This is a genomic window from Neotamlana laminarinivorans, from assembly GCF_020523925.1.
Taxonomy (GTDB): Bacteria; Bacteroidota; Bacteroidia; order Flavobacteriales; family Flavobacteriaceae; genus Neotamlana; species Neotamlana laminarinivorans.
Map to the genome: position 1 here is coordinate 332,006 of NZ_JAJAPW010000001.1, position 24,254 is coordinate 356,259.

17 protein-coding genes are annotated in these 24,254 nt (G+C 32.1%); 11 read left to right on the forward strand and 6 right to left on the reverse strand.

Translation table 11 applies throughout. The features are described 5' to 3' along the window. Positions 1–4: 4 nt before the first annotated feature. The 4 genes from LG649_RS01570 to LG649_RS01585 all read right to left on the reverse strand — a co-directional run bounded on the left by LG649_RS01570 (position 5) and on the right by LG649_RS01585 (position 8,113). Complete coding sequence (locus tag LG649_RS01570) at positions 5–2,563, reverse strand: circularly permuted type 2 ATP-grasp protein (RefSeq protein WP_226540204.1); 2,559 nt, start codon at positions 2,561–2,563, stop codon at positions 5–7. Further along, positions 2,563–5,901, reverse strand: coding sequence for a transglutaminase family protein (locus LG649_RS01575; protein ID WP_226540205.1), 3,339 nt, complete (start codon positions 5,899–5,901; stop codon positions 2,563–2,565). The genes LG649_RS01570 and LG649_RS01575 overlap by 1 nt, the downstream gene beginning before the upstream one ends. Positions 5,902–6,039: 138 nt before the next feature. Continuing rightward, complete coding sequence (locus LG649_RS01580; protein ID WP_226540206.1) at positions 6,040–7,044, reverse strand: sugar kinase; 1,005 nt, start codon at positions 7,042–7,044, stop codon at positions 6,040–6,042. Between the two features lie 28 nt (positions 7,045–7,072). After that, positions 7,073–8,113 (reverse strand): GMP reductase, encoded by a 1,041-nt coding sequence (locus LG649_RS01585; RefSeq protein ID WP_226540208.1) that lies wholly within the window; start codon positions 8,111–8,113, stop codon positions 7,073–7,075. A gap of 126 nt (positions 8,114–8,239) precedes the next feature. Between LG649_RS01585 and LG649_RS01590 the strand changes: the two genes are divergently transcribed. Then, positions 8,240–9,658 carry a response regulator gene (locus LG649_RS01590; protein WP_226540209.1) on the forward strand — a complete coding sequence of 473 codons (1,419 nt, stop codon included), beginning with the start codon at positions 8,240–8,242 and terminating at the stop codon, positions 9,656–9,658. On the opposite strand, the gene LG649_RS01595 is transcribed toward LG649_RS01590, so the two are convergent. Together LG649_RS01595 and LG649_RS01600 are read right to left on the reverse strand one after the other, a co-directional pair. Continuing rightward, positions 9,648–10,028, reverse strand: coding sequence for a RidA family protein (locus LG649_RS01595; RefSeq protein WP_226540210.1), 381 nt, complete (start codon positions 10,026–10,028; stop codon positions 9,648–9,650). The two genes, LG649_RS01590 and LG649_RS01595, sit on opposite strands and share 11 nt — an antisense overlap. 3 nt (positions 10,029–10,031) lie before the next feature. Next, positions 10,032–12,791 carry a putative LPS assembly protein LptD gene (locus LG649_RS01600; RefSeq protein WP_226540211.1) on the reverse strand — a complete coding sequence of 920 codons (2,760 nt, stop codon included), beginning with the start codon at positions 12,789–12,791 and terminating at the stop codon, positions 10,032–10,034. A 163-nt stretch (positions 12,792–12,954) separates the two neighbouring features. Here LG649_RS01600 and LG649_RS01605 point away from each other — a divergent pair, with 163 nt between their 5' ends. The 10 genes from LG649_RS01605 to bshA all read left to right on the forward strand — a co-directional run bounded on the left by LG649_RS01605 (position 12,955) and on the right by bshA (position 24,254). After that, positions 12,955–14,079 carry an N-acetylmuramoyl-L-alanine amidase family protein gene (locus LG649_RS01605; RefSeq protein WP_226540212.1) on the forward strand — a complete coding sequence of 375 codons (1,125 nt, stop codon included), beginning with the start codon at positions 12,955–12,957 and terminating at the stop codon, positions 14,077–14,079. A gap of 48 nt (positions 14,080–14,127) precedes the next feature. After that, the gene (locus tag LG649_RS01610; RefSeq protein WP_226540213.1) at positions 14,128–15,057 is read left to right on the forward strand and encodes an MlaD family protein; all 930 of its coding nucleotides are present in this window, start codon (positions 14,128–14,130) and stop codon (positions 15,055–15,057) included. Positions 15,058–15,074: 17 nt separating this feature from the next. Continuing rightward, on the forward strand, positions 15,075–16,382 hold the full coding sequence (locus LG649_RS01615) for a (Fe-S)-binding protein (RefSeq protein WP_226540214.1): 1,308 nt from the start codon (positions 15,075–15,077) through the stop codon (positions 16,380–16,382). A gap of 3 nt (positions 16,383–16,385) precedes the next feature. Beyond that, a complete protein-coding gene (locus LG649_RS01620; RefSeq protein WP_226540215.1) occupies positions 16,386–16,775 on the forward strand; it encodes a hypothetical protein in 390 nt (129 codons plus the stop codon). Next, on the forward strand, positions 16,762–17,379 hold the full coding sequence (locus tag LG649_RS01625) for a hypothetical protein (protein ID WP_226540217.1): 618 nt from the start codon (positions 16,762–16,764) through the stop codon (positions 17,377–17,379). Before LG649_RS01620 ends, LG649_RS01625 begins: the two co-directional genes overlap by 14 nt. A gap of 22 nt (positions 17,380–17,401) precedes the next feature. Continuing rightward, positions 17,402–18,193: a (Fe-S)-binding protein gene (locus LG649_RS01630; protein WP_226540219.1), complete on the forward strand. Its 792-nt coding sequence runs from the start codon at positions 17,402–17,404 to the stop codon at positions 18,191–18,193. Between the two features lie 50 nt (positions 18,194–18,243). After that, on the forward strand, positions 18,244–18,729 hold the full coding sequence (locus LG649_RS01635) for an ABC transporter ATPase (RefSeq protein WP_226540221.1): 486 nt from the start codon (positions 18,244–18,246) through the stop codon (positions 18,727–18,729). 85 nt (positions 18,730–18,814) lie between these two features. After that, positions 18,815–20,032 (forward strand): phosphoserine phosphatase SerB, encoded by a 1,218-nt coding sequence (gene serB / locus LG649_RS01640; RefSeq protein ID WP_226540223.1) that lies wholly within the window; start codon positions 18,815–18,817, stop codon positions 20,030–20,032. A 129-nt stretch (positions 20,033–20,161) separates the two neighbouring features. After that, entirely contained in the window at positions 20,162–23,086 is a 2,925-nt protein-coding gene (locus LG649_RS01645; protein ID WP_226540226.1) for a glycoside hydrolase family 3 N-terminal domain-containing protein, read from the forward strand. Positions 23,087–23,117: 31 nt separating this feature from the next. Further along, positions 23,118–24,254, forward strand: coding sequence for an N-acetyl-alpha-D-glucosaminyl L-malate synthase BshA (bshA, locus tag LG649_RS01650; protein WP_226540228.1), 1,137 nt, complete (start codon positions 23,118–23,120; stop codon positions 24,252–24,254).

The window sequence follows — 24,254 nt, forward strand, 5'->3', positions numbered from 1 at the left end:
TTAATTATGGTAACGGAAAACTTTGTGTAACTAACTGCGTTTGTTGATAAGCGTGATTAAAATAGGTGTCGGAAATAGCAAGCGAAGTTTCGTGTAGTAAATCACTAAGTTCAGCTAAAACAGCATCTAAATTCTCCCGAACAGATTCAGTATCATCTAAATCAATTAAACTTTTAACATTTAAATTTTTAACAATATTATAAGCCTTATTAATTGTTTCTTTACAAGGTGTTGTTGTTTCTAATTCGTTATTTGGCAACCTATCTAAATCTTTTTTAATCCTTTTTATTTGGTAAGTTAACGACTTAGCATATTCTTTATCTAGTATAACTAGATTTATTACATTTTCTATGCTTAAATACGAACGGTAACTGTAGCGGTATATGTTTAAACTTTCGTGGCTAGATAAAAAAGATTCTAATATTTCGTATTGTAAAATTTCGTCATAATTTGGCACTAATAACGAACGGCATTTAGCTACATGCATCATAGCTTGCTCGGTTTGTAATCCTATAAAATATAGTAGTAGCCCTTGGTTTACTAATATGCTTTCTTCAATTAATCCCATAAAAGCAATTAAACGAGTAATTACTCTATCTAACAATTTAGTTAACGATATTATTGAGTAATTTTTTTCTTCTTTAAATTTTGTCCAAAGTTTTTTTATACTGTCAAACACTCTCCACATATCTTTAGACCATAAGCTTCTTAAAGAGTAGTATGAATTATTAAAGCTAGACATAGTTTGCGCAAAACTTCCAATTCTAGTCTCATCCAACACTAATGATGAAAGTTCTTTTAATGGGTTTTTAAGTTTTTCTTCTGAATTTTCTCCCGTAAACCCAGGAAATGTAGAGGTTATATTAGTAACAGACTTGTATAGTAATGTTAAGCTTTCAGAATCTGTGGCTGAAGCATCATAATGCTGTTGATTCATTCGATTCAAAACCATACGTAAATACCTTGCAGTTACTAGAGCTCTGCCTAAATAGCGCCCAGACCAAAATAAGTTTTCGGCCGTATTACTAGGTAAATTATTAATATCTGCAATATCAATTCTACAAGAATTATCCCAAGAATAACTTTGGTAGTTTGTTTCTGGCTTATCTGTAACTACCCAAAAATCTTTACTTATTCCGCCGCGTCTGTTCGATACAAATAAAGTTTCTCGTTCTGCAGCAACTCTTACCAAGCCACCAGGCATAACTTTATATTTGTTTTTGTTTGCTATAGAAAAAATGCGACACATTACTTTACGAGGCTCTAATGCTCCGTTAATAAAATTTGGAGCGGTAGAAAACGAAATTTTTGCTTGTGCTACAAATTTATAGGGTGCTGCTAAAATTTCTTCTCGCAGTTTTGTTAACTCTTTTTCGTTTAAAAACTCGCAAAAGAAAATATTTTCTCGGTTCGATCGGTCAATGCGTTTTACAACAAGTTCGTTTAAATGACTTAATACATAATTAAGTTCTTTTTTTTGCCCACACCACCAAGAAGCAATTTGAGGCAAAATTAAGTCTTCATCAAAAAAGTAGTTACAAATTTGATTCATAAATGGAATAAGTCCTGAGTTTTCTAAAACCCCGCTTCCTATAGGGTTTACTACAGCAACTTGTTTATTTCTAATAATATCTAGTAAACCAGCTACTCCTAAATATGAATCTTCCCTTAATTCTAATGGATCCAGAAAAACATCATCAACACGTTTTAAAATAACATCTATTTGCCTTAATTCTTTTAAGGTTTTCATCCAAAGTTTACCATTTCTAACTACTAAATCGTTTCCTGTAACCAATGGATAACCTAGAAAAGATGCCATATAAGCATGTTCAAAATAGGTTTCGTTTAAAGGGCCAGGTGTTAAAATAACAATATTAGGATTGGCTTTATTTTGCGGAGCACAGTTAATTAGCATTTGGTTAAATTCATAAAAGAATTTAGACGATTGCTTAACATTTATGTTTTTAAAAGCTTCTGGAAAAATACGACTAAGTGAGTAGCGGTTTTCTAGAGCGTAACCCATACCCGATGGGGCTTGAGTTCTATCGTTTACAACCCACATACGGCCATCTGGCCCTCTAGAAACATCTGTAGCGTGTATTAGCAAATGTTTCTCAGTGTTATAAAACACTTTATCGCATTGCCTTAAAAACCCCCGATGTGCATAAACTATTTCTTGCGGTAAAATACCATTTTTTATTAGTTCTTGCTCACCATAAATATCTTTTAAAATTAAGTTTAATAGCTCCGATCTTTGGGTTATACCTTTTTCTATATTAGCCCATTCGGTTTCATGTATTAAAAAGGGCACCACATTTAAATCCCAAGAGCGATGAATACCTTTAGGGTCGTTATAAACGTTGTAAGTGACACCATTTTCTTCCATTAGCCAATTAATCTCTTTTTGCTTGTTTGAAAGGTTTTTAAAACCAATTTCAGATAAGTTAGCGAGTAATTTTTGCCAATTAGCATTAACAGACATATTAGATTTTAAAACTTCATCATAATTTTTAAAATCTAAAAAGTAATTTTGAAATAAAGTGTTATTTGATTGGGTTGGCATTATTTTCTTCTTAAATCTAAAGTATTAGGGAATTCTGCATTAAATTCAATTTCTCTAGCTTGGAAGTTTTTTGTGTTTTTTTGATTTTTTTGAAACTTTTTAATTTCATTTTGATCTATAACATACCTTTTGGGTTTAAAAACTTCGCCTTGTGCTTGACCAATTTCCCAGAAACGATTGATACGTCGTGATTCTGCTTCATAGCTATTAACTGGATACGTATCGTATGAACGCCCACCAGGATGCGATACAAAATAAGTAAAGCCTCCTAAAGACTGGTTGTTCCATGTATCTACAACATCAAAAACAAGTGGTGTATCTACACCTATTGTTGGGTGAAGTGCAGAATACGGATTCCAAGCTTTATACCTAATTCCTGAAACGTATTCGCCTTTTATTTTGGTTTTTTTCAAAGGGATTTTAATACCGTTGCAAGTTACGTTATATCTTTCACTAATAAAATTAGAAACTTTAATTTGTACACGCTCTGTTGAAGAGTCTACATAACGAGAGGTTCCAGCTCCACTCATTTCTTCACCTAAAACATGCCAAGGTTCAATAGCTGCTCGTAACTCTAAATGAATATCACCAATAGTTTTTAAACCTAAAAGAGGAAATCTAAACTCAAAAAACGGATTAAACCATTCAGTTTTAAATTCGTAACCAGCTTGGTTTAGTTGCTCTACAATTGTGTTTATATCGTCTCTTACAAAATGTTCAATTAAAAATTTATCATGTAATTCTGTTCCCCAACGAATTAGTTTATGTTCATAAGGTTTTTTCCAAAACCATGCTACTAGAGTTCTTACTAATAAATTTTGTAGTAAACTCATTTGCGCATGTGGAGGCATATCGAAAGCTCGAAGCTCTAAAATACCCAGACGCCCTGAGGCTGAGTCTGGAGAGTATAATTTATCTATGCAAAATTCTGCTCTATGCGTATTACCAGTTAAATCGGTTAGTAAATGACGAAAAAGTCTATCGGTTAGCCAAAATGGAACATCGCCATTTTTAGGAATATTTTCAAAGGCAATTTCTAACTCGTATAAATTTTCTAATCTGCCCTCATCTACACGAGGTGCTTGACTGGTAGGCCCAATAAAAGCGCCAGAAAATAAATATGATAACCCTGGGTGATGTTGCCAAAAGGTTAATAAACTACGCAATAAACTTGGTTTACGAAGTAAAGGGCTATCTGCCGGCGACACACCACCTAAAGTAACATGATTTCCACCACCTGTTCCAGTATGCTTGCCATCTACCATATATTTTATGGTGCCTAAGCGCGATTGTTTTGCGTTTTCGTATAGTTTAAAAGTTGTGTTTACTAATTCGCTCCAATTTTTTGAAGGATGAACGTTAACTTCAATTACACCCGGATCTGGCGTTATTTTTAAAGACTCTAATCTGTTGTCTTTTGGAGCGCTATAGCCTTCTAAAATTACAGGAATTTTAAGTTCGGCCGAAGTTGCTTCAATTGAAGCGATAAGATTTAAAAATACTTCAGCAGTTTCTGTTGGTGGTAAAAATAAGTGTAATTTGCCATCTCTTATTTCAGCACAAAGCGCTGTTCTAATAAAAAATTCGTTATCGTATTGTTTTAATTGATTTTTTAAAAATTTATCTCGTCTAATTAATACAGACGAAAAATACTGAGGTAATTCTTGTAATTTAGAGAATTGATCTGGAATTAAAACAGGAAATTCTTGTTGATTAGCTTTTCTAATTAAAGAATCTAAAGGTAATCTTAAACCAATAGGAGAGTTTCCTGGTATTAAGAATAAATGATTTCTTCTAAAGGTCCATTCGCAGGTAAACCATTTATCTCTATAGTTATTAATTGGAACAACGTACCCAACTGGTTTAGATGTGCCATCCTTTAATAATTTTTGAAGTTTATCTTTGACCAACATATTACCATTTTCCTTTGTAGGATCGATGTCTATTGGCATTTTGCTTTCTTCCCACATAAAATAGAAACTATCTTCGTAAGTTGGAAGAATTGTGTTTTTAGTAATGCCTAAATATGTAGTTAGGGTTTCTAAAAATAATTTATCGGCATGTTCAGGTAATTGGTTGTTTTCGGCAAAAACGGAAAATAGAGCTTTATTTCTATTACGCCACATAGATTTACCGTCTTTACGCCAGCATAATTCAATGCTCCATCTGGGTATAGGTTCTCCTGGGTACCATTTTCCTTGCGCTTGATGTACAATACCATTATTACTAAACTCGTCGTAAAGTTTATTGGCTAATTTTTTTGCTAATTCTCGTTTGTGTGGTCCGTCTGCTTCGGTATTCCATTGTGCAGATTCCATATCGTCAATAGAAATGAAAGTAGGTTCGCCACCCATTGTTAGTCTTACATCTCCATCCTCTAATTCCTTGTCTACTTTATGGCCTAATTCGTAAATGGCTTCCCATTGGTCTTCGGTATAAGGTTTTGTAACTCTTGGTGATTCAAATATGCGTTTCACAGAATTTTCAAATTCAAATTCGGTTTCGCAAACATCTGTCATTCCTGTTACGGGAGCAGCGCTTTCAAACGAAGGAGTACAAGCTAAAGGTATATGGCCTTCGCCGGCTAAAAGCCCTGAAGTAGAATCGAAGCCAATCCAACCAGCTCCAGGAACATAAACTTCTGTCCAGGCGTGTAGGTCTGTAAAATCTTGTTCTGGGCCAGAAGGACCATCAAGCGATTTTTCATCTGGTGCGAGCTGAACGATGTAACCAGAAACAAATCGGGCTCCAAAACCTAAATGGCGAAGCGCTTGAACAAACAACCAAGCATAATCTCTACAAGAGCCACTTTTTTTTGTTAATGTTTCCTCGCAGCTTTGAACGCCAGGATCTAGCCTAATGTTATATTTTAGGTATTCATAAATCTTTTTATTTAAGTCTATTAAAAAATAGATTGTTTTACGAGGTGAAGTATCAACTGTTTTTAAAAAATCTTTAAGTAAGTCACCTTTTTCTGTAACTTCTAAATATGGCAGTAATTCTTTTTTTGTGGTTTCAGCGTATTCAAAAGGGTATTCTTCGGCATAGTCTTCAACAAAAAAATCAAACGGATTAATAGTTTTTAAATCAGCAATTATTTCTACATCAACAGAAAGCTCTTTGGTTTTTTCAGGAAATGTTAGTCGGGCTAAATAATTTCCAAAAGGATCTTGTTGCCAATTAAAAAAATGCTTTTCTGGCTTTATTTTAATGGAATAAGACTCTATTGGAGTTCTGCTGTGTGGGGCAGGTCGTAGTCGAAAAACATGAGGAGATAGAGAAACCGAACGGTCGTATTTGTAAACAGTTTTATGTGAAATAACAACTTTTAACGCCATAGAAATAAGTTTTGTTAATTAATTACAAATTAAACATTTTTAAGCACGAAGCCGACTAAACTAACTTTAAATAAACTTAAAATTAAATTATTATTAATATGGTATTTTTAAACTGCAAATTTTAATAAATTGATAAATCTATCTATTGAATCTTCCTGAAATATTACCTTCTAAAATAGCGGTTACTTCATCTACGGTAGCATAGTTAACATCGCCTTCGTAGGTATGTTTTAAAGCACAAGCTGCACTTGCAAATTCCATGGCTTTGCCATCATTATACTTTTGTAATCCGTAAATTAATCCAGCAGCAAAAGCATCACCAGTTCCAATTCTATCAATTATATGCGTAATATCTAAATCTGTAGTTTCATGAAATTCTATACCATTCCACATTCTGGCTCTAATTTTATGCCATGACGCATTTATTGCGGTTCTAATTTTATCGAAAACTTTTTCAATGTTTGGAAATTTTTCCATTAAAAGTTTACTGGCTTCAATAAACTCATCGTTAGAGTAGCCGTATTTAGTACCTAAAATTTCGTTTATTTCATTAATTCCGCCAATAAAAATTGTTGAATATGATACGAGGTCGGTTAACACTTCTTTGGGTTCTTTACCATATTTCCAGAGTCCACTGCGGTAAGTAGGATCTGTAGAAACAGGTATCCCTAATTTTTTAGCTATAACTAAACCTGCTTTTAAAGTATCGTAGGCACCTTGCGATAGTGCAGGTGTTATACCTGTCCAGTGAAACCATTTAGCTTTTGGTAATAACTTTTCCCAATCAACCATATCAGGTTTTATTTCAGAAAAGGAAGAGTGCGACCTGTTGTATGAAATTGAGCTAGGACGCATCACAGCACCTACCTCTAAAAAGTAAACGCCTAAAGGTCTTGGAGATCGAACTATTGCCGATGTACTAACACCAAATTTTTGAATGTATGATAGAGCAGTATCTCCAACAAAATCATTAGAAACACAACTAATATGTTTAACAGGTTCACCAAAATTAGCGATAGAAAGACCAACATTTACCTCGGTACCGCCAAAATAAAATTCTAGTAAATTTGCCTGCTTAAATTTTTTATTTCCTTCAGGAGATAACCGCATTAACACCTCACCAAAAGTGATTATTTTTTTCATTTTAAGTTATTTTATAGTATGAGTTAGTTTATTTTGAATATATTTTATTTTCCTGTTCGTTAACTCGAATAAAGGTTGTTCGTTTAGTAAGTTCTTTTAGTTTGGAAGCTCCTACATAAGTGCAGGTGCTTCTTATACCACCTAAAATATCTTGCAATGTGTGTTCTACAGGGCCTTTATAGGGAACTTCAACTGTTTTCCCTTCGCTAGCTCTATATTCGGCAACGCCACCAACATGTTTTTCCATAGCTGTTGAAGAGCTCATTCCGTAAAATTGTTTATATGTTTTTCCGTTTTTTTCTATTATTTTTCCACCGCTTTCATCATGTCCTGCTAGCATTCCGCCCAACATAACAAAATCTGCACCAGCACCAAAGGCTTTTGCAACATCGCCAGGAGTTGTACAACCACCATCGCTAATTATTTGACCACCTAAGCCATGAGCAGCATCAGCACACTCAATTATAGCAGAAAGTTGTGGGTAGCCTACACCAGTTTTAACTCGGGTAGTGCATACAGACCCAGGGCCAATGCCTACTTTAATTACATCTGCACCACACAATAAAAGTTCTTCAACCATTTCTCCAGTAACAACGTTTCCTGCAATAATTACTTTTTCAGGATAGAGTTCTCGTGTTCGTTTTACAAAATTCGTAAAATGTTCAGAATAGCCATTAGCTACATCAATACATATAAATTTTAAGTTTGAGTTTTGTTGAATAATTGTAGCTAGTTTTTTAGAGTCGTTTTCTCCAATGCCTGTACTTACAGCAATGTAGTTGTTTGCTTTAGCTGTTAATTTAGACGAAAAATTACTCCAATCGTTTATGTTGTAATGTTTGTGAATAGCTGTAAATAATTTTTTTTCAGATAATGCATTTGCCATTTCAAATGTACCTACTGTATCCATGTTTGCAGCCATTATAGGAATGCCAGACCAAGTTAAAGGGCTGTGTAAAAATTTAAACTCACGCTCTAAACTTACTTCAGAACGGCTCTTTAAAGTTGATCTTTTTGGACGAAACATGACATCTTTAAAGCCTAATTTTATATCGTATTCTATGCGCATAAAAGTGTAAAAAAAATATTAACTGTATATAAAATTAGAAAAATCATATTTTAAAACTCATAAATATATCTAATACTTTTGATAAAGTTAAATTTTATAGATAAGTTTGTTTAAATGTGAATTTTAATGGGGTTTTCTTCAAAATTTAATAGAAATAAACGCACTTTATCTTATTTTGTTCTGTTTTCAATAGCTATAATATTTGTAATAGCGTATTGTTATATTGAATCTATACTTAACATAGAGGTAACTGCTTTAATATTATTTGTGCTTAGCATTAGCCAAATTTTTGTACTTCAATTTTTTTTAAAAAATCAATTAAAAAATAAAATAATTGCTAAAAGCCAAAAGCTTAGAATTGATGAGTTAAACAAAAGCTTAGATAAGTCTAATAAAATTTTTGAGCACAAATCTATTAACCTTATAAATATGAGTTATGAGGTTCGTACGCCTTTAAACACCATTTTAGGAATGCTTAAAATGTTGTCTGAATCAGATTTAGATCAAGATCAAATATTAAAAGTTGAAATCGCAGAATACTCTTCTAAACACTTGTTGCAATTTTTCAATTTGGTTATAAATAATGAAGAAATAAAAAAGAATGAGTTTGAGTTAAATAAAAAAGCTGTTGACTTAAAGTCGGATTTAGTAAACTTATTTAAAGTTTTTGAATATCAAGCTTGGGAACATAATTTAGATTTTGAATACGAGTTTTTATCTGAAAACAAAAATAATAGGTTTATGGTTTTGGCTGATTCTGAGCGAATTCAATTAATATTAATAAACCTAGTTAATAACGCTATTAAATTTACCGATTCTGGAAAGATTTCCATTATTATAGATCAAACAATTGAAATTAATGATGACCAAATTATCACATTTTATGTAAAAGACACTGGAATGGGTATGAAGCCTGAAGAAATAAAGTATTTTTTAGGTAATACAAAAAATAAAAATGATAAAAATAAATTTATAAACGAATACAAAGGTTGGGGTGTTGGTCTGTCAATTTCATATTATTTAGTTGAAAATATGGGAGGCGAATTAAAGTTGGAAAGTAAGGAGCGTGAAGGCACAACATTTTACTTTACACTACAACTAAAAAAGACCTTAAATATTAAAAATGAAATACCAGATTTTATTCCAATACCTCTTAACAAAATAAATGTTCTGGTTGCTGAAGATAATCGAATGAACCAAAAAGTAATTCAATTTTTACTTGAAAGAAATGGTGCGCAATGTACATTTGCAAAAAATGGAGTTGAAGCCATAGATTTGTATAATGTTTTAGATTTTGATATTATTTTTATGGATATTTACATGCCAGACATGGATGGTTATGAAGCTACTAAACAAATAAAAGAAACTAAAAAATACGCAGAAAATAAAACGCCTATAATTGCAGTGTCTGCCAGTGCTTTTGAAGAAGATATAATTAAAGCAAAAAAAGCAGGTATAAATGAATTTTTAGCAAAACCCATAGATGTTGATAAATTGAAGTATATACTACAAGTATATACAGAAGTTGATGTAGCTAAACAATAGCAATCATACTTATTTCTACATTAACATTTTTTGGTAATTGGGCAACCTGTACTGTTTCTCTTGCTGGGGCTGTAGCCTCATCAAAATAGCTGCCATAAACTTCATTAATTTCATTAAAGTCATCCATATTGCTTATAAAAATCGATGATTTTACAACGTTACTAAACGATAAACCAGCGGCTTCAAGAATAGCTTGTAAATTTTGCATAACTTGCTTAGTTTCTATAGTGATAGAGTCCATTACTAAGTTACCCGTTGCTGGGTTCAACGCAATTTGCCCAGAAATAAACAAAGTATTTCCTGCTAATATAGCTTGGTTATAAGGGCCAATAGGGGCAGGGGCATTTTTGGTAGATATTATTTTTTTCATTTTTTATAAGCTTTTATCGGATTGTTTTCGTTTTTCGTATTTTAAATCTGATAGGAGGCTAGATTTTATTCCAATAAAAAAGTTCCATGAGGCATTAGTACTAAAAGGAATCCAGCTAAAATTCATTCTCCAACTTTCTAAATTACGCTCAAAACGTAGTTGTGTGTAGGTAAATCCTACGTTTTTTAAATCGTAACCAGAAGAGGCTCCAATGGTCCAGTTTTTGGTTAAATCAACATCTCCAGAAAACATTAAAGAGTGTGAAGAAATTTCGTTTTGGCGTGTTGAGTTAGAGTAGTTAACGGCATAAGCCAAACGCAAGCTCCAAGGTATTTTAAATTTGTAAAAGTTTTGTTTTTCTTCTTCATCATCTTTACCTTTTTTATCTTGAATTTGTTCGTTTGCAAAATCTTGGGAAACACCAAATAAATCGTCGTCACGCCCTCCGCTTTGTACGTTTCTTTCTATACCATCTTGATTTTTATTATCCTTGCCACCAGAATCGCTAGAAAGCGACCAACTTGCCGTCATGTTTGCGCTAGTTAGCCTGAATAAACTTCCTCCATTATCAATATTAAATTTATCAATTTTTGAGTTGTTATTATCTAATGCGTACGGGTCAAGTGTTGCTCCAAAATTTAAGCTTAATTTATTATTAAAAAGCTGAGTACCTCCGGTTACTCTAACGGCACTCCATTTTAAAGAATCACCAGCAAAATTGTAGGATGTAGAAAAATTTAAGCTATTAAGTAAAGTTACAGTTTTAGGTTCTGTAGCCGTACTATCTTTATCTTTTACTTTGGCTTCAAGGTTATTGGCAATAGAAATTCCTAAAGAACTTGAGAAGTTCTCGTTTGGTGCACCATAAATGCTTTCTTCAAAACGTGTATATGATACGTCTTCACTGGTTAAACCATCGGCGCTTACAACCTCGTAAGTGTCATAATACTGATCGAAAGAAGGGTTAATACTATAGCTTAATGATGGGCGCATAACGTGCCTTATTTTTTGGATTTTAGGGTCTTTACCTTTTTTCTCGAAGCTAAACAAACCATAAACTGTAGTTCCTAGGCTTGTGCTAAAATTGTAAGTTCTGTAAGCATCAAAACCATCGACTGTATTATCTATAACTTCTCTATCATCTGTATCAAAAGATCTTTCAATGGTTTTTAAAGTCCATACTTCATTAAAAGTAGAAGAAGCACTCATGCTTAAATACTTAAATAGTTTAAAATTGGTACTTAGCGGTATGGTGTGAATCATCCCAATTTCAGCTTCTTCAAACATTTCTTTTTTAAAGAATAAAGAATCTGTAGTAGTTATTTGGTTTTCGCCTCTAACATTATATTGTAAGTTAATATTTTGTATTAATCCTTTTTTGGTACCCTCGCTTGGGGCTAAAGGATATATTCTACCTACACTGGCTTGAAGAGTAGGTAATGTCATGTTAATAACTTGAGTTTGTGAGTTTTGTGAATGTGTAGCTGCTAAACTTAAAGAAACCTCTGGTTCTCCTGTAAACGTTTTAGAGTATGATACTGAAGATGAAAGGGTGTTATTTAAAAAAGAGCTGGCATCAACCTGATTTATAGAGTTTTGATAATATGTGCTACTACCTAAGTTTACAGATGCAGAAAAGCGAGATGTTGGGTTTGCTTTTGAGTCTTGACTATGCGACCATTTTAGGTTGTAAATTACATTTTTAGCATAATCAGAAAATCCACGCTCACTGGTAATTAAACTTTGGTAATTAAATGAGAAGTTTCCTTTAAATTTATAACGTTTTGCATAGGTATTTTCGACACGAATACCAAAACTGCCATTTGTATAATAGTCTCCCATTACTGCTAAATCTAAATAATCACTTATAGCAAAGTAATAACCACCATTTTGTAAAAAGAAACCTCTAGTATTATTCTCTCCAAAGGTTGGAAAAATAACACCTGATGTTTGGGTTTCACTTTGAGGAAAAAAACCAAAAGGTAACCCTAAAGGCGTAGGAACATCATAAATAAAAAGGTTGGCTAATCCGGTTACAATTTTTTTTCCGGGTACAATTTTTGCCTTACGTAGTTTTATGTAGTATTCAGGGTCGTCTAAATTTTCTGCAGTTGTATATTTCGCATTTTTTAAGAAGTAAATCGAATCATTTTCTTTTTTAGTTATACTTGCAATTACAGTACCTTCGCCTTGTGCCGTTTTTGAGTTATAAATTAAAGCTTTTTTAGATTCTGTGTGAAATAAAATAGAATCAGGCTCAACTTCGTTACTAGCTTGCTTAAAAACGGGCTTTTGCGTATAATTGCCTGTGCTATCTACAATTCCTTTAGCGTAAACCGTGTTTTTAACATGATCAATTATAATCATACCAGCCTTAATATTCATGTCGCCATATTCTATAGAGGCATTGTTATATAAATAAAGTTTGTTGTCTTTTTTACTAAAACGTGTATAATCGTCGGCATGATAAACCACTTTGTTGTCTAAAAGTTCTTTTTTAGGCTTAATGGAGTCGGTTAATGTGGAATCTTGTTCAATTTCAAGATTAGAAAGTTCAGAAACCGCAATACTGTCGGTTTTAACAGTTACCGTATCTTTTTCAGATCGCTCTATGCTAGCTTTCTTTTTCGGGATGTCTTGAGCAAAGCTAAACATGTTAATAAACATTGTAAAACTTAGTGCAAAAAGTATTTTAAAGTTGTTTGTACGCAACGCTTTTAAATGTATTTTTGTAAAAGTATGGCTCGATTTTTGAATTGCCAAAATTACATATATTTTTCTGGGATTGATTTAATTTTTGATTAAAAATTTAAATTATTAATTCTTCATAGTTTTATTAAGAATGTAATATTCAAATTTTAGTATTAAAATTTGTTTTTTAATGTTAATAAAAATTAAGTTAATGCTTTGTATTAAAAAAAAATTCATGATTTTAAAAATAAAAAACATATCAACATCATTAAAAACGACTATAGCTTATGTTTTCGTATGCTTTATAATACTATTAACATTTTCATCTTTTTCAAATATAAGTAAAGCTGCAAAACCAAAACCATTTGTGGTGGTTCTGGATGCTGGCCATGGTGGTAAAGATTCTGGTAATTTAGGAAATGGTTACAGAGAATCTGAAATTGCTTTAAAGGTAGTTTTAGAAGTAGGGAGACTTTTAGAGAAAACCCCAAATATAAAAGTGGTTTACACACGTAAAACTGATGTATTTATAGATTTGGTTGAACGTGGTAGAATAGCCAATAAGGCAAATGCCGATTTGTTTGTTTCAGTACATTGCAATTCACACAATTCTAGCGCCCATGGTACCGAAACTTTTGTATTAGGAACACATAGAAACAAAACTAATTTTGAAGTTGCAAAAAATGAAAACTCCGTAATTTTCATGGAGGATGATTACGAGAAGAATTATAACGGCTTCGATCCTAATTCACCAGAGTCTGTTATGGGCATCCTTTTAAGTCAAGAGGAATACTTAGATCAAAGTATAATGCTTGCCAGTGCCATTCAACAAAAATTTACAACCGATTTAAAACGAAAAAACAGAGGAGTTAAACAAGCAGGTTTTATTGTTTTGCATCAAACGGTTATGCCAAGTGTACTTGTTGAGTTAGGCTTTTTAACTTACAAGCAAGAGGGCGCATATTTAAACTCAAAAAAAGGGCAATTGCAAATTTCTTCAGCAATTTCTAATGCAATACTAGATTATAAAAGTAAGGTAAACCATAGCGAAAGTGTATATTATGACAGTGTTGAAACTAATAATGTAACTACAAATGGTGTAACATTTAAAATTCAAATAGCTGCTAGCTCAAAAGAGCTAGAAACAAAACCCTATAATTTTAATGGTTTAAATAATATAACAAGAGAAAAAGAAGGTACACTATATAAATACTATTATGGTAACACCTCTAGTTACGAGTATACTAAGCAATTGGAAGCCGAGGCAAAAGCTAAAGGATATAATTCTTGTTTTGTAACTGCATTTAAAGATGGTAAAAAAATTGAAATACAAGAAGCATTAAAAACTGATGCTGATTAGTAATGTTTCATTTTTATTTTACTTAAATTTGTTTAAAAACTTTTTATTTTGAAGATATCAAAAGAAATTAAAACAGGCATTTTAGTAGTATTAGGAATTATCTTATTTATTTTTGGATTTAATTATTTAAAAGGCCAAAATTTATTAGAATCTAATAATGTTTTTTATACAGAATTTAACTATAATGCATTAACGCCATCATCCATTGTTACTGTAAAAGGAAACCCAGTTGGTAAAGTTACCGATATTAAATACGATTATAAAACAGGTAAAACTCGAGTTGCATTTTTTGTAGATGAACAACTAAAATTTTCAAAAAATAGTAAAATACGTTTATATGAAACAGGATTAATGGGCGGAAATGGTTTAGCTATTATAATTGAAAAAGATGGAGTTTTAGCTAAACCCGGCGATCTTTTACAATCTGAAGTAGAAGAAGGCTTAGTTACAAGTTTATCAAAAAACTTTTCAGGTTTAAGTACAGATTTAAATTCTACTTTAAAATCTACAGATACCTTAATGGCTAGCTTAAATAGGTTAGTAAACGATAAATCATCCGATGGCTTAAAAACAACAATTTTAGAGCTTAATCAAACACTGCAATCTTTTAGAAGCACATCAAATTCTGTAAACGGATTAGTAAGTAAAAATGATGAAAATATTGCAGATATTTTAGCCAACTTTAAAATAGTAAGTGATGATTTGTCAGATTTGGTTAAAGAATTAAAAGCATCAGAATTAGGTGCTACGGTTGCTTCATTAAATACAACATTATCCAATTTAAATGGTGTTTTAGATAAAGTAAATAAAGGAGACGGAACGGTTGGTAAGTTATTAGAAGATGAAGCTTTGTACAATAACTTAGAAGGCGCAACAAAAGAATTAGAAGCTTTACTACAAGATATTAAGTTACATCCAAAACGCTATTTTAGGATTTTATCAAAAAAAGAAATACCTTACGAGGAACCAAATAACTAATAAACCAACTAAACTTAATGAAATTTATCCCTAATATCCTTTTCTTAATAGCATTAATTACGGGAATAGTTTTTTTTGCTAAAAACGTAAAAAAATTAATTCGTAATATAAAATTAGGTCAAGATGTAGACGTGAGTGATAATAAATCACAACGCTGGAAAAATATGGCAATGATAGCTCTTGGCCAGAGTAAAATGGTAAGACGGCCAATAGCAGGAATATTGCATATAGTAGTTTATCTAGGTTTTGTAATAATTAATTTAGAAGTTCTGGAAATTATTATTGATGGTGTTTTTGGTACACATCGTATTTTTTCTTCATTAGGTTCAATATACGGTATTTTAATTGCCAGCTTCGAAATTCTTGCTGTATTAGTTATTGTATCCATTTTAATATTTTGGGCTCGCCGTAATGTTGTAAAACTTAAACGTTTCTGGAAAAGCGAAATGAAAGGTTGGCCTAAAAACGATGGGAATTACATACTATATTTCGAGTTAGTATTAATGGGCTTATTTTTGATTATGAATGCTACAGATGTTCCTTTTCAAGCCATGAACTCAGGAAATGTAATTTCACAATATTTAGCTCCAATATTCTCAGGACTTTCAGAAACTACACTACATTTTATAGAGCGAAGTGCATGGTGGTTGCATATTTTAGGAATTTTAGTGTTTTTAAATTACTTATACTATTCAAAACACCTTCATATATTATTAGCATTTCCAAATACATATTATGCTAAATTATCTCCTAAAGGGCAGTTTAACAACTTAGAGGCTGTAACTAAAGAAGTTAAAATGATGATGGATCCAAACGCAGATCCTTTCGCAGCACCTCCTGAAGGAGATGAAGACGATGTTCCTGCAAAATTTGGAGCTTCAGATGTAGCGGATTTAAATTGGGTACAATTACTTAATGCTTATACATGCACAGAATGTGGACGTTGTACTAGCGAATGTCCGGCTAATTTAACAGGAAAAAAGCTGTCTCCTCGTAAAATAATGATGGATACTCGTGATCGTCTTGAAGAAGTAGGTAAAAATATCGATGCTAATAAAGGTGAGTTTAAAGATGATGGAAAACAACTTTTAGATGATTATATTACTCGTGAAGAGCTTTGGGCATGTACCACATGTAATGCATGTGTAGAAGCTTGCCCGGTAAGCATAAACCCGTTGTCAATAATTTTAGATATGCGTCGCTACCTGGTAATGGAGCAAAGCGCAGCGCCAACAGAGTTAAATAACATGATGTCTAATATTGAAAATAACGGAGCCATGTGGCCATATAATCAAATGGATAGATTAAATTGGAAAGATGAATAATGTATGGTGTACCGACTTGCTATAGCGATATTTATTTTATTTGGTTTTAACCAAATAAATGCTCAGGTAGGTTACCAAAAAGATTCATTACAAATTAAGGTTTATGCCACTATAGATTATGTAGATGGAAACGCTATAGATATTAAAATAAAACATGTTTTTTGCGATTATTGTAGCGAATACCAAAAAAAAAGACTTTCTGAAGAAGCAAAACGCCGAACCTTTTATATTAGAAATAATAAAGGCGTTAGAATGTTAAAAGGCACTTACAGGCATGCTGTTTACATAAGGGTTTCAAAAGAAGACCTTGCAAATTTAAAAGAAGAAAACATTGAAAATACTAAATACCCAAACAAAAACAAGCCACAAGAATATAAAAATGAAAAATCTTAAGTTAAACGTATTAGTAGCTTTGTTTTTTTGTTTGATAGGTTTTGCTCAAAATAAAGCAACCGAAACAGCTAAAATAAAACAAATAGCAGAACAAATGTTTCAAGATGTTGCAACTAAAAATTATGATGCTTTAATAGATAAAATGCATCCTAAAGTTTTTACTATAGTACCAAAAGAATCATTAAAAACTGTATTTAAAAGTACATTTGAAGGTAACGGAGCTATATCAATTGATGTACCAAAAGAAATACCAAACTTTAATATTTCAGACATTTACAACGTAAGTGATACCTTAGATTATGCTTTTATTTCTTATGATATGAAAATGAAGATGACTTTTAACGATCAAGAATTTGATGATGAATCTAAGGAACTCATGAAAAACATGATGAGTGCTAAAGGAATGGAAGTAAATTTTATTTCAAATAATACAATTAATGTTTCTGCCAATAATAGCATGACTATAGCCTTAAAAGATGAAGATACAAATAATAAATGGACAGTGTTAAATTATGATGCTAGTTCACCTTTAGTTTACGAAATTTTACCAACAGAATTATTAGAAAAAGCTAAACAATACAAGCAAAATTTAATGCTTGAATAAACTAAACAGTAATAAGAAAACCATGAGCGATACATTAATAGTACCAACAATGGCCGATTTAATGGCAGAAGGTAAAACACCCGAAATATTATTTTGGGTAGGTTCTGCAGGAAGTTATGATGATAGAGCAAAAAAAATAACACGAGCTTTTGTTAAAATTTTAAACAAAGCAGAAGTTAACTTTGCAGTTTTAGGTACAGAAGAAAGCAGTACAGGTGATGCTGCAAAAAGAGCAGGCAACGAATTTTTATTTCAAATGCAAGCTGTTACAAATATTGAAGTTTTAAATGCTTACGAAGTAAAAAAAATTGTAACTGCAGATCCACATTCCTACAATACAATAAAAAATGAGTACCCAGAATTAGGTGGTAATTATGAAGTTTATCATCATACAGAATTTATAAAACAACTTTTTGATCAAGGCCGAATAAAACCATCAACTAAAACTTATAAAGGTACACGAGTAACTTTTCATGACCCTTGTTATTTAGGTCGCGCCAATGGAGTTTACGAAGTGCCGAGAGAATTGTTAAAATTAGCAGGTGTAGAGCTAGTTGAAATGAAACGGCACAAAAGAACCTCATTATGTTGTGGTGCTGGCGGAGCTCAAATGTTTAAAGAACCAGAAAAAGGCGATAAAGATGTTAATGTTTTACGTACCGAAGATGCACTTAAAACAACACCACAAATTATAGCAACTGGTTGTCCTTATTGTAATACCATGATGACAGATGGTATTAAATTTAAAGAAAAAGAAAACGACATAGAAGTATTGGATATTGCAGAAATTATTGCTAATTCTCAAGAAGAATAGTTACGCTTTTTTTAATAATTTCAATCTGAATACATTTACATAGATAAAAAATGCTAGTAGACTTTAATACATTGCCAGAAACTTCAAGAGTTTGGATATATCAAGCCAATCGCTCTTTTTCAGAAGAAGAACTTCAAGAAATTGAAACAAAACTAAAAATATTTATAGAGAGTTGGACTGCTCATGGTAGCGATTTACAGGCAGGCTATACTATAAAGTACAAACGTTTTATTGTTTTAGGGTTAAATCAAAACCTCAATAAAGCTACAGGCTGCTCAATTGATGCATCTGTGCGCTTTATTCAAGAACTTGAACAAACATACAAAGTCGATTTAATGGATAAAATGAATGTTTCCTATAAACAAGGTGAGTTTGTTGCATATAAATCACTTACCGATTTTAAAAAAATGGCTAAAGATAAAGCTATATCAAAAAAAACTATCGTTTTTAATAATTTAGTAACTAACGTGGCAGAGTTTAATGAGAACTGGGAGGTTCCTGCAAGCGAAAGTTGGCATAGTCGCTTTATTAAATAAAAGCTTCTCACCATTTCATTAAAAAAAACTTTTATAATTCAATAAGAATAATCATTTTTACAGCTTATTAGAGTTAACACAAATTATGGCTAACGATATTTTTCTACTGAATATTTCAGGACAAGATAAACCCGGTTTAACAGCCGAATTAACAACTGTTTTAGCAACTTACGACGCTAAAATACTAGATATAGGGCAAGCAAATATACACGATACCTTATCTTTAGGTTTAATGTTTGAAATTGAAGCAGGCGAAAAATCTTCTGCCGTACAAAAAGAATTACTTTTTAAGGCTTACGAACTTGGTGTAGTGGCTAAGTTTACACCTATTTCATTAGCAAATTATGAAGATTGGGTAAGTCAGCAAGGTAAAGATCGTTACATTGTTACCATTTTAGGCGAAAAATTAGCAGCTAATCAAATAGCAGAAGTAACTAAAGTTATTTCAGATAAAAATTTAAATATTGATGCAATTAAGCGATTAACGGGGAGATTATCTTTAGTAAAAGAAGAAGAATACCCGCGTGCATCTATAGAGTTATCCATTCGGGGGCGATTAGATAAAAAAGCAGATTTAACTGAAAAATTCATGGAAATTTCTCGTGAATTGGATGTAGATATAGCTTTTCAAGAAGATAATATTTACAGAAGAAACCGCCGTCTGGTATGCTTCGATATGGATTCAACACTGATACAAACCGAAGTTATTGACGAATTAGCAGAATTAGCAGGTGTTGGCGAAAAAGTAAAAGCCATTACCGAAGCGGCAATGCAAGGCGAAATAGATTTTAATGAGAGTTTTAAACGCCGTATGAAACTTCTTGAAGGTTTAAGCGAAGAAGTTTTACAAGGCGTAGCAGAAAGATTGCCAATAACAAAGGGTGCCCGCCGTTTAATAGATACTCTTAAAAGTTACGGATTTAAAACCGCTATACTATCTGGTGGTTTCACCTATTTTGGTTATTATCTTCAAAAAGAGTTAGGTATAGACTATGTTTACGCCAATCAGTTAGAAATTAAAGATGGTGCTTTAACAGGTAATTATTTAGGCGACATAGTAAATGGTGCAAAAAAAGCAGAATACTTAAAAGAAATTGCAGATAAAGAGGGTATTCATATTAACCAAACCATTGCAGTAGGTGATGGAGCTAACGATTTGCAAATGTTGAATTTAGCTGGTTTAGGTATTGCTTTTCATGCAAAGCCAAAAGTAAAGGACAATGCTCAAAGCTCAATTTCAAGTATAGGTTTAGATGGTGTTTTGTATTTATTAGGTTATCACGATAGGCATATCGATTTATAATAATTTTAGTTAATTATTTCTTTATAAATCTATCATAAAGTCTTTTTAACTTCTTTTTAAAAGCACTATTTTGGCATGATTATTTATGTAGTAAGTAAACTACATAATTCTTAATAATTAATACTCTATATGCGATATTTAGTTTCTTTTATTTGTTTTACCTTTTGTTCACTATTTACTTTTGGGCAATCTACAAACCCTTTGTTAGCACATGATGTTGCAGCTCAAAATAAATGGGTTGATAGTTTGTACAATAATATGACTTTAAAGGAAAAAGTAGGGCAGTTATATATGGTACAAGTTATGTCTAACCAAAGCGAAGCTAAAAAAAGAGAAATAGTTAATACTATTACAAAACACCATATAGGAGGTATAATTTATTCTTTAGGAGGACCTGTACAACAAGCAAAGCTTAATAATGAATTACAAGCGTTAAGTGAAATACCTTTATTAATTGGCATGGATGCAGAATGGGGATTAAGCATGAGGCTAGATTCAACTTATGCCTTTCCTTGGAATATGACTTTAGGTGCCATAAAAAACGAAGAGTTAATAAAACAAACAGGAAAACAAATTGGTGAACATTGTAAGCGTTTAGGTGTGCACTTTAATTTTGCTCCAGATGTAGATATTAATACAAATCCATTAAATCCCATAATAGGTAATAGATCTTTTGGAGAAGATCGCGATAATGTTACAGCAAAAGCATTAGCATTTATGGAAGGTATGCAAGCTGCAGGTGTATTAGCAAACGCTAAACATTTTCCTGGACATGGAGATACACACCAAGACTCGCATAAAACATTACCATCTATCGATTTTTCAGCTAAACGAATAGATTCTATAGAGTTGTATCCTTACAAAAAGTTGATTTCTGAAGGCCTTTCAAGTGTTATGGTCGCTCATTTAAATGTGCCTAGTCTTGATGATTCTGGGTATCCTTCTTCTTTATCAAAAAAAATAGTAACAGGAATTTTAAAGGAGAAATTAGGTTTTCAAGGTTTAATTTTTACCGATGCTTTAACTATGAAGGGTGCCGCCGATTTTGATGAAGTAGGAGAAATTGATCTTGCTGCTTTTAAAGCTGGAAATGATATTATGTTAATGTCTGAAGATGTTGAAAAAGGAGTAGCTAAAATTATTGAAGCCTATAACAAAGGTGAAATAACCGAAGAACGCTTAGCTTATTCAGTTAAAAAAATATTACAAGCAAAGTATAAAGTAGGTCTTAATAATTATAAGCCTATTGGAGTGCACAACTTAGTTCAAGATTTAAATAGGCTTGAAGATGATGTGCTGTACGAAGAGCTAATGGAAAATGCTATAACTATCGTTCAAAATAAATTAAATGTGTTGCCAATACAACATTTAGAAACGAAGGATATCGCTTATGTAAATCTCGGAGATGATAGTGGTGAAGTGTTTTTTAATGCACTAAGACGATATACCAAAGTTCATAAAATAGAATCTGAAAGCCCAAATAAGTTTAAAAATTTATCTCAAAAATTACAATCATACAATACAATAATTATTGGTTTACATCGCTCAAACGATTCACCTTGGAAACCCTATAAATTAACTAAAAGTGAGATAGAGTTTATAGAAGACGTTGCAAAAGATCATGCAGTAATACTTGATTTATTTGTTAAACCTTATGCTTTAATGGATTTAAAGAATATTGATAATATAGAGGGTATAATTGTAAGTTATCAAAATAGCGAAATTGCTCAAGAAACATCGGCCGAAATTATATTTGGTGCTATTGGAGCTAGAGGTACTTTACCTGTTTCAGCAGGAAGCCATTTTGTAGTAGGCGAAGGCATTCCTACTGTAAGTATTAAACGCTTAGGATATAGTTTTCCGGAACGAGTTGGTATGAGTACTGAAAAGTTAAAGCGAGTAGATTCGGTTGCTAAAATAGCAGTAGATTCTATGATGACACCAGGAATTCAATTATTAGTTGCTCGTGAAGGAAAAGTTATATACAATAAAAATTTTGGAAAACACACATATAAAGGAAATGAAAATGTGGTTTGGGATGACATTTATGATTTAGCTTCACTCACAAAAATTTTATCAACATTACCTCTTTTAATGGAACTCGAAGAGCAAGGTGTTATAAATTTAGATACTAAACTTTCTGCCATATTACCAGAATATAAAACATCAAACAAGGCTAATGTAACCATAAAAAAAATGTTATCGCATTATGCACAATTACGTCCTTGGGAACCATTTTATTATAAAACTTTAGATTCTGTAACAAAAAAACCAAGTGCAAAGTATTATAGAACACAACGTAGTGAAGCTTTTAATGTTGAAGTAGCTAAAAATTTATATTTAAGAACAGATTACCAAGATTCCTTACCGGAAATTATAAAAGATTCGGAATTGCTAAGTAGATTGCGTTATAGATATAGCGATTTTCCTTATTATATTTTAAAGAAATTTATTGAGCAACATTACGACCAAACCCTAGACGAGTTAGTTCAATCACATTTTTATAAGCCATTAGGAGCAAATAACACATTGTATAATCCGTATAAAACTATTAGTAATAAAAAAATAGTGCCAAGTGAGGTAGACGATTATTATCGTTATCAAGAAGTGCGCGGCTACGTACACGATATGGGAGCAGCAATGCAAAACGGAGTTGGAGGGCACGCTGGTGTTTTTAGCAATGCTAACGATGTAGCCAAAATAATGCAAATGTATTTGCAAGATGGGTTTTATGGAGGTAAACAATTTTTAAAAGCAGGCACAGTGCCAAAATTTAATACATGTTATTATTGCGATAAATATAATAGAAGAGGAGTTGGGTTTGATAAGCCACAGTTAGGTAAATCCGGTCCTACATGTGGTTGTGTATCTATGTCAAGTTTTGGGCATTCAGGATTTACAGGAACATATACGTGGGCAGATCCAGAAAAAGAATTAGTATATGTGTTTTTAGCCAATAGAACATATCCGTCTTCAAATAGAAAAAACTTATTGTTAAGAGAAAATATTAGAACCGAAATTCAGCGCTTAATTTATGAAGCTATTGAAGAATAATGATAAAGCATTTAAGTAATTAATTGAAAAAATGAAAATAGGAATTGTTTGCTACCCAACGTTTGGAGGTAGTGGTGTTGTTGCAACAGAATTGGGTTTAGAGCTTTCTAAACGCGGGCATGAAGTTCATTTTATAACATATAATCAACCTGTACGATTAGAGCTAATAAGCAATAATGTGCATTATCATGAGGTTAATGTGCCAGAATATCCATTATTTCATTATCAACCATACGAATTGGCTTTATCAAGCAAATTAGTAGACACAGTAAAACTTCATAAAATTGAAATTCTTCATGTGCATTATGCTATTCCTCATGCTTATGCAGCCTATATGGCTAAAAAAATGCTAAGAGAAGAAGGTATTTTTGTGCCTATTGTTACAACATTACATGGTACAGATATTACACTTGTAGGTAGCCACCCGTTTTACAAACCAGCAGTTACTTTTAGTATAAATAAATCTGACGCAGTAACAGCAGTTTCAGAAAGTTTAAAAAACGACACTACACGATTATTTAATATAAAACGAGATATACATGTAGTACCTAATTTTATTGATTTAGAAAAGTATCACGATAATTTTACAGATTGCCAACGTAGTATGATGGCAAAACCAGAAGAACGAATTATTACTCATATTAGTAATTTAAGACCTGTAAAACGTGTACAAGATGTTATTTCGGTATTTAATAATATTCAAAAAGAAATGCCAGCAAAACTCATGCTAGTTGGCGAAGGTCCAGAGCGCGAAGCTATAGAGCTACGGTGCCAAGAATTAGGAATTCTTGATAAGGTTATTTTCTTCGGAAAAAGTAATGAAATTGATAAAATATTGTGCTACAGCGATTTATTTTTACTACCCTCTGAAGCTGAAAGTTTTGGTTTAGCCGCTTTAGAGGCTATGTCGTCTAGTGTTCCTGTAATTTCTAGTAATGCCGGAGGAATATCTGAAGTAAACAAACATGGTATTACTGGTTTTTTAAGTAATGTAGGTGATGTAGACGATATGACTAAAAATGCACTTTACATTTTAAAAGACGAAGCTCGTTTAAATACATTTAAAGAAAATGCTCGGGCAGAAGCCAAAAAATTCGACCTGCATGCAATAGTTCCGCAATATGAAGCTATTTATCAAGATACTTTAAAACAGTGTTTAGTATTATAG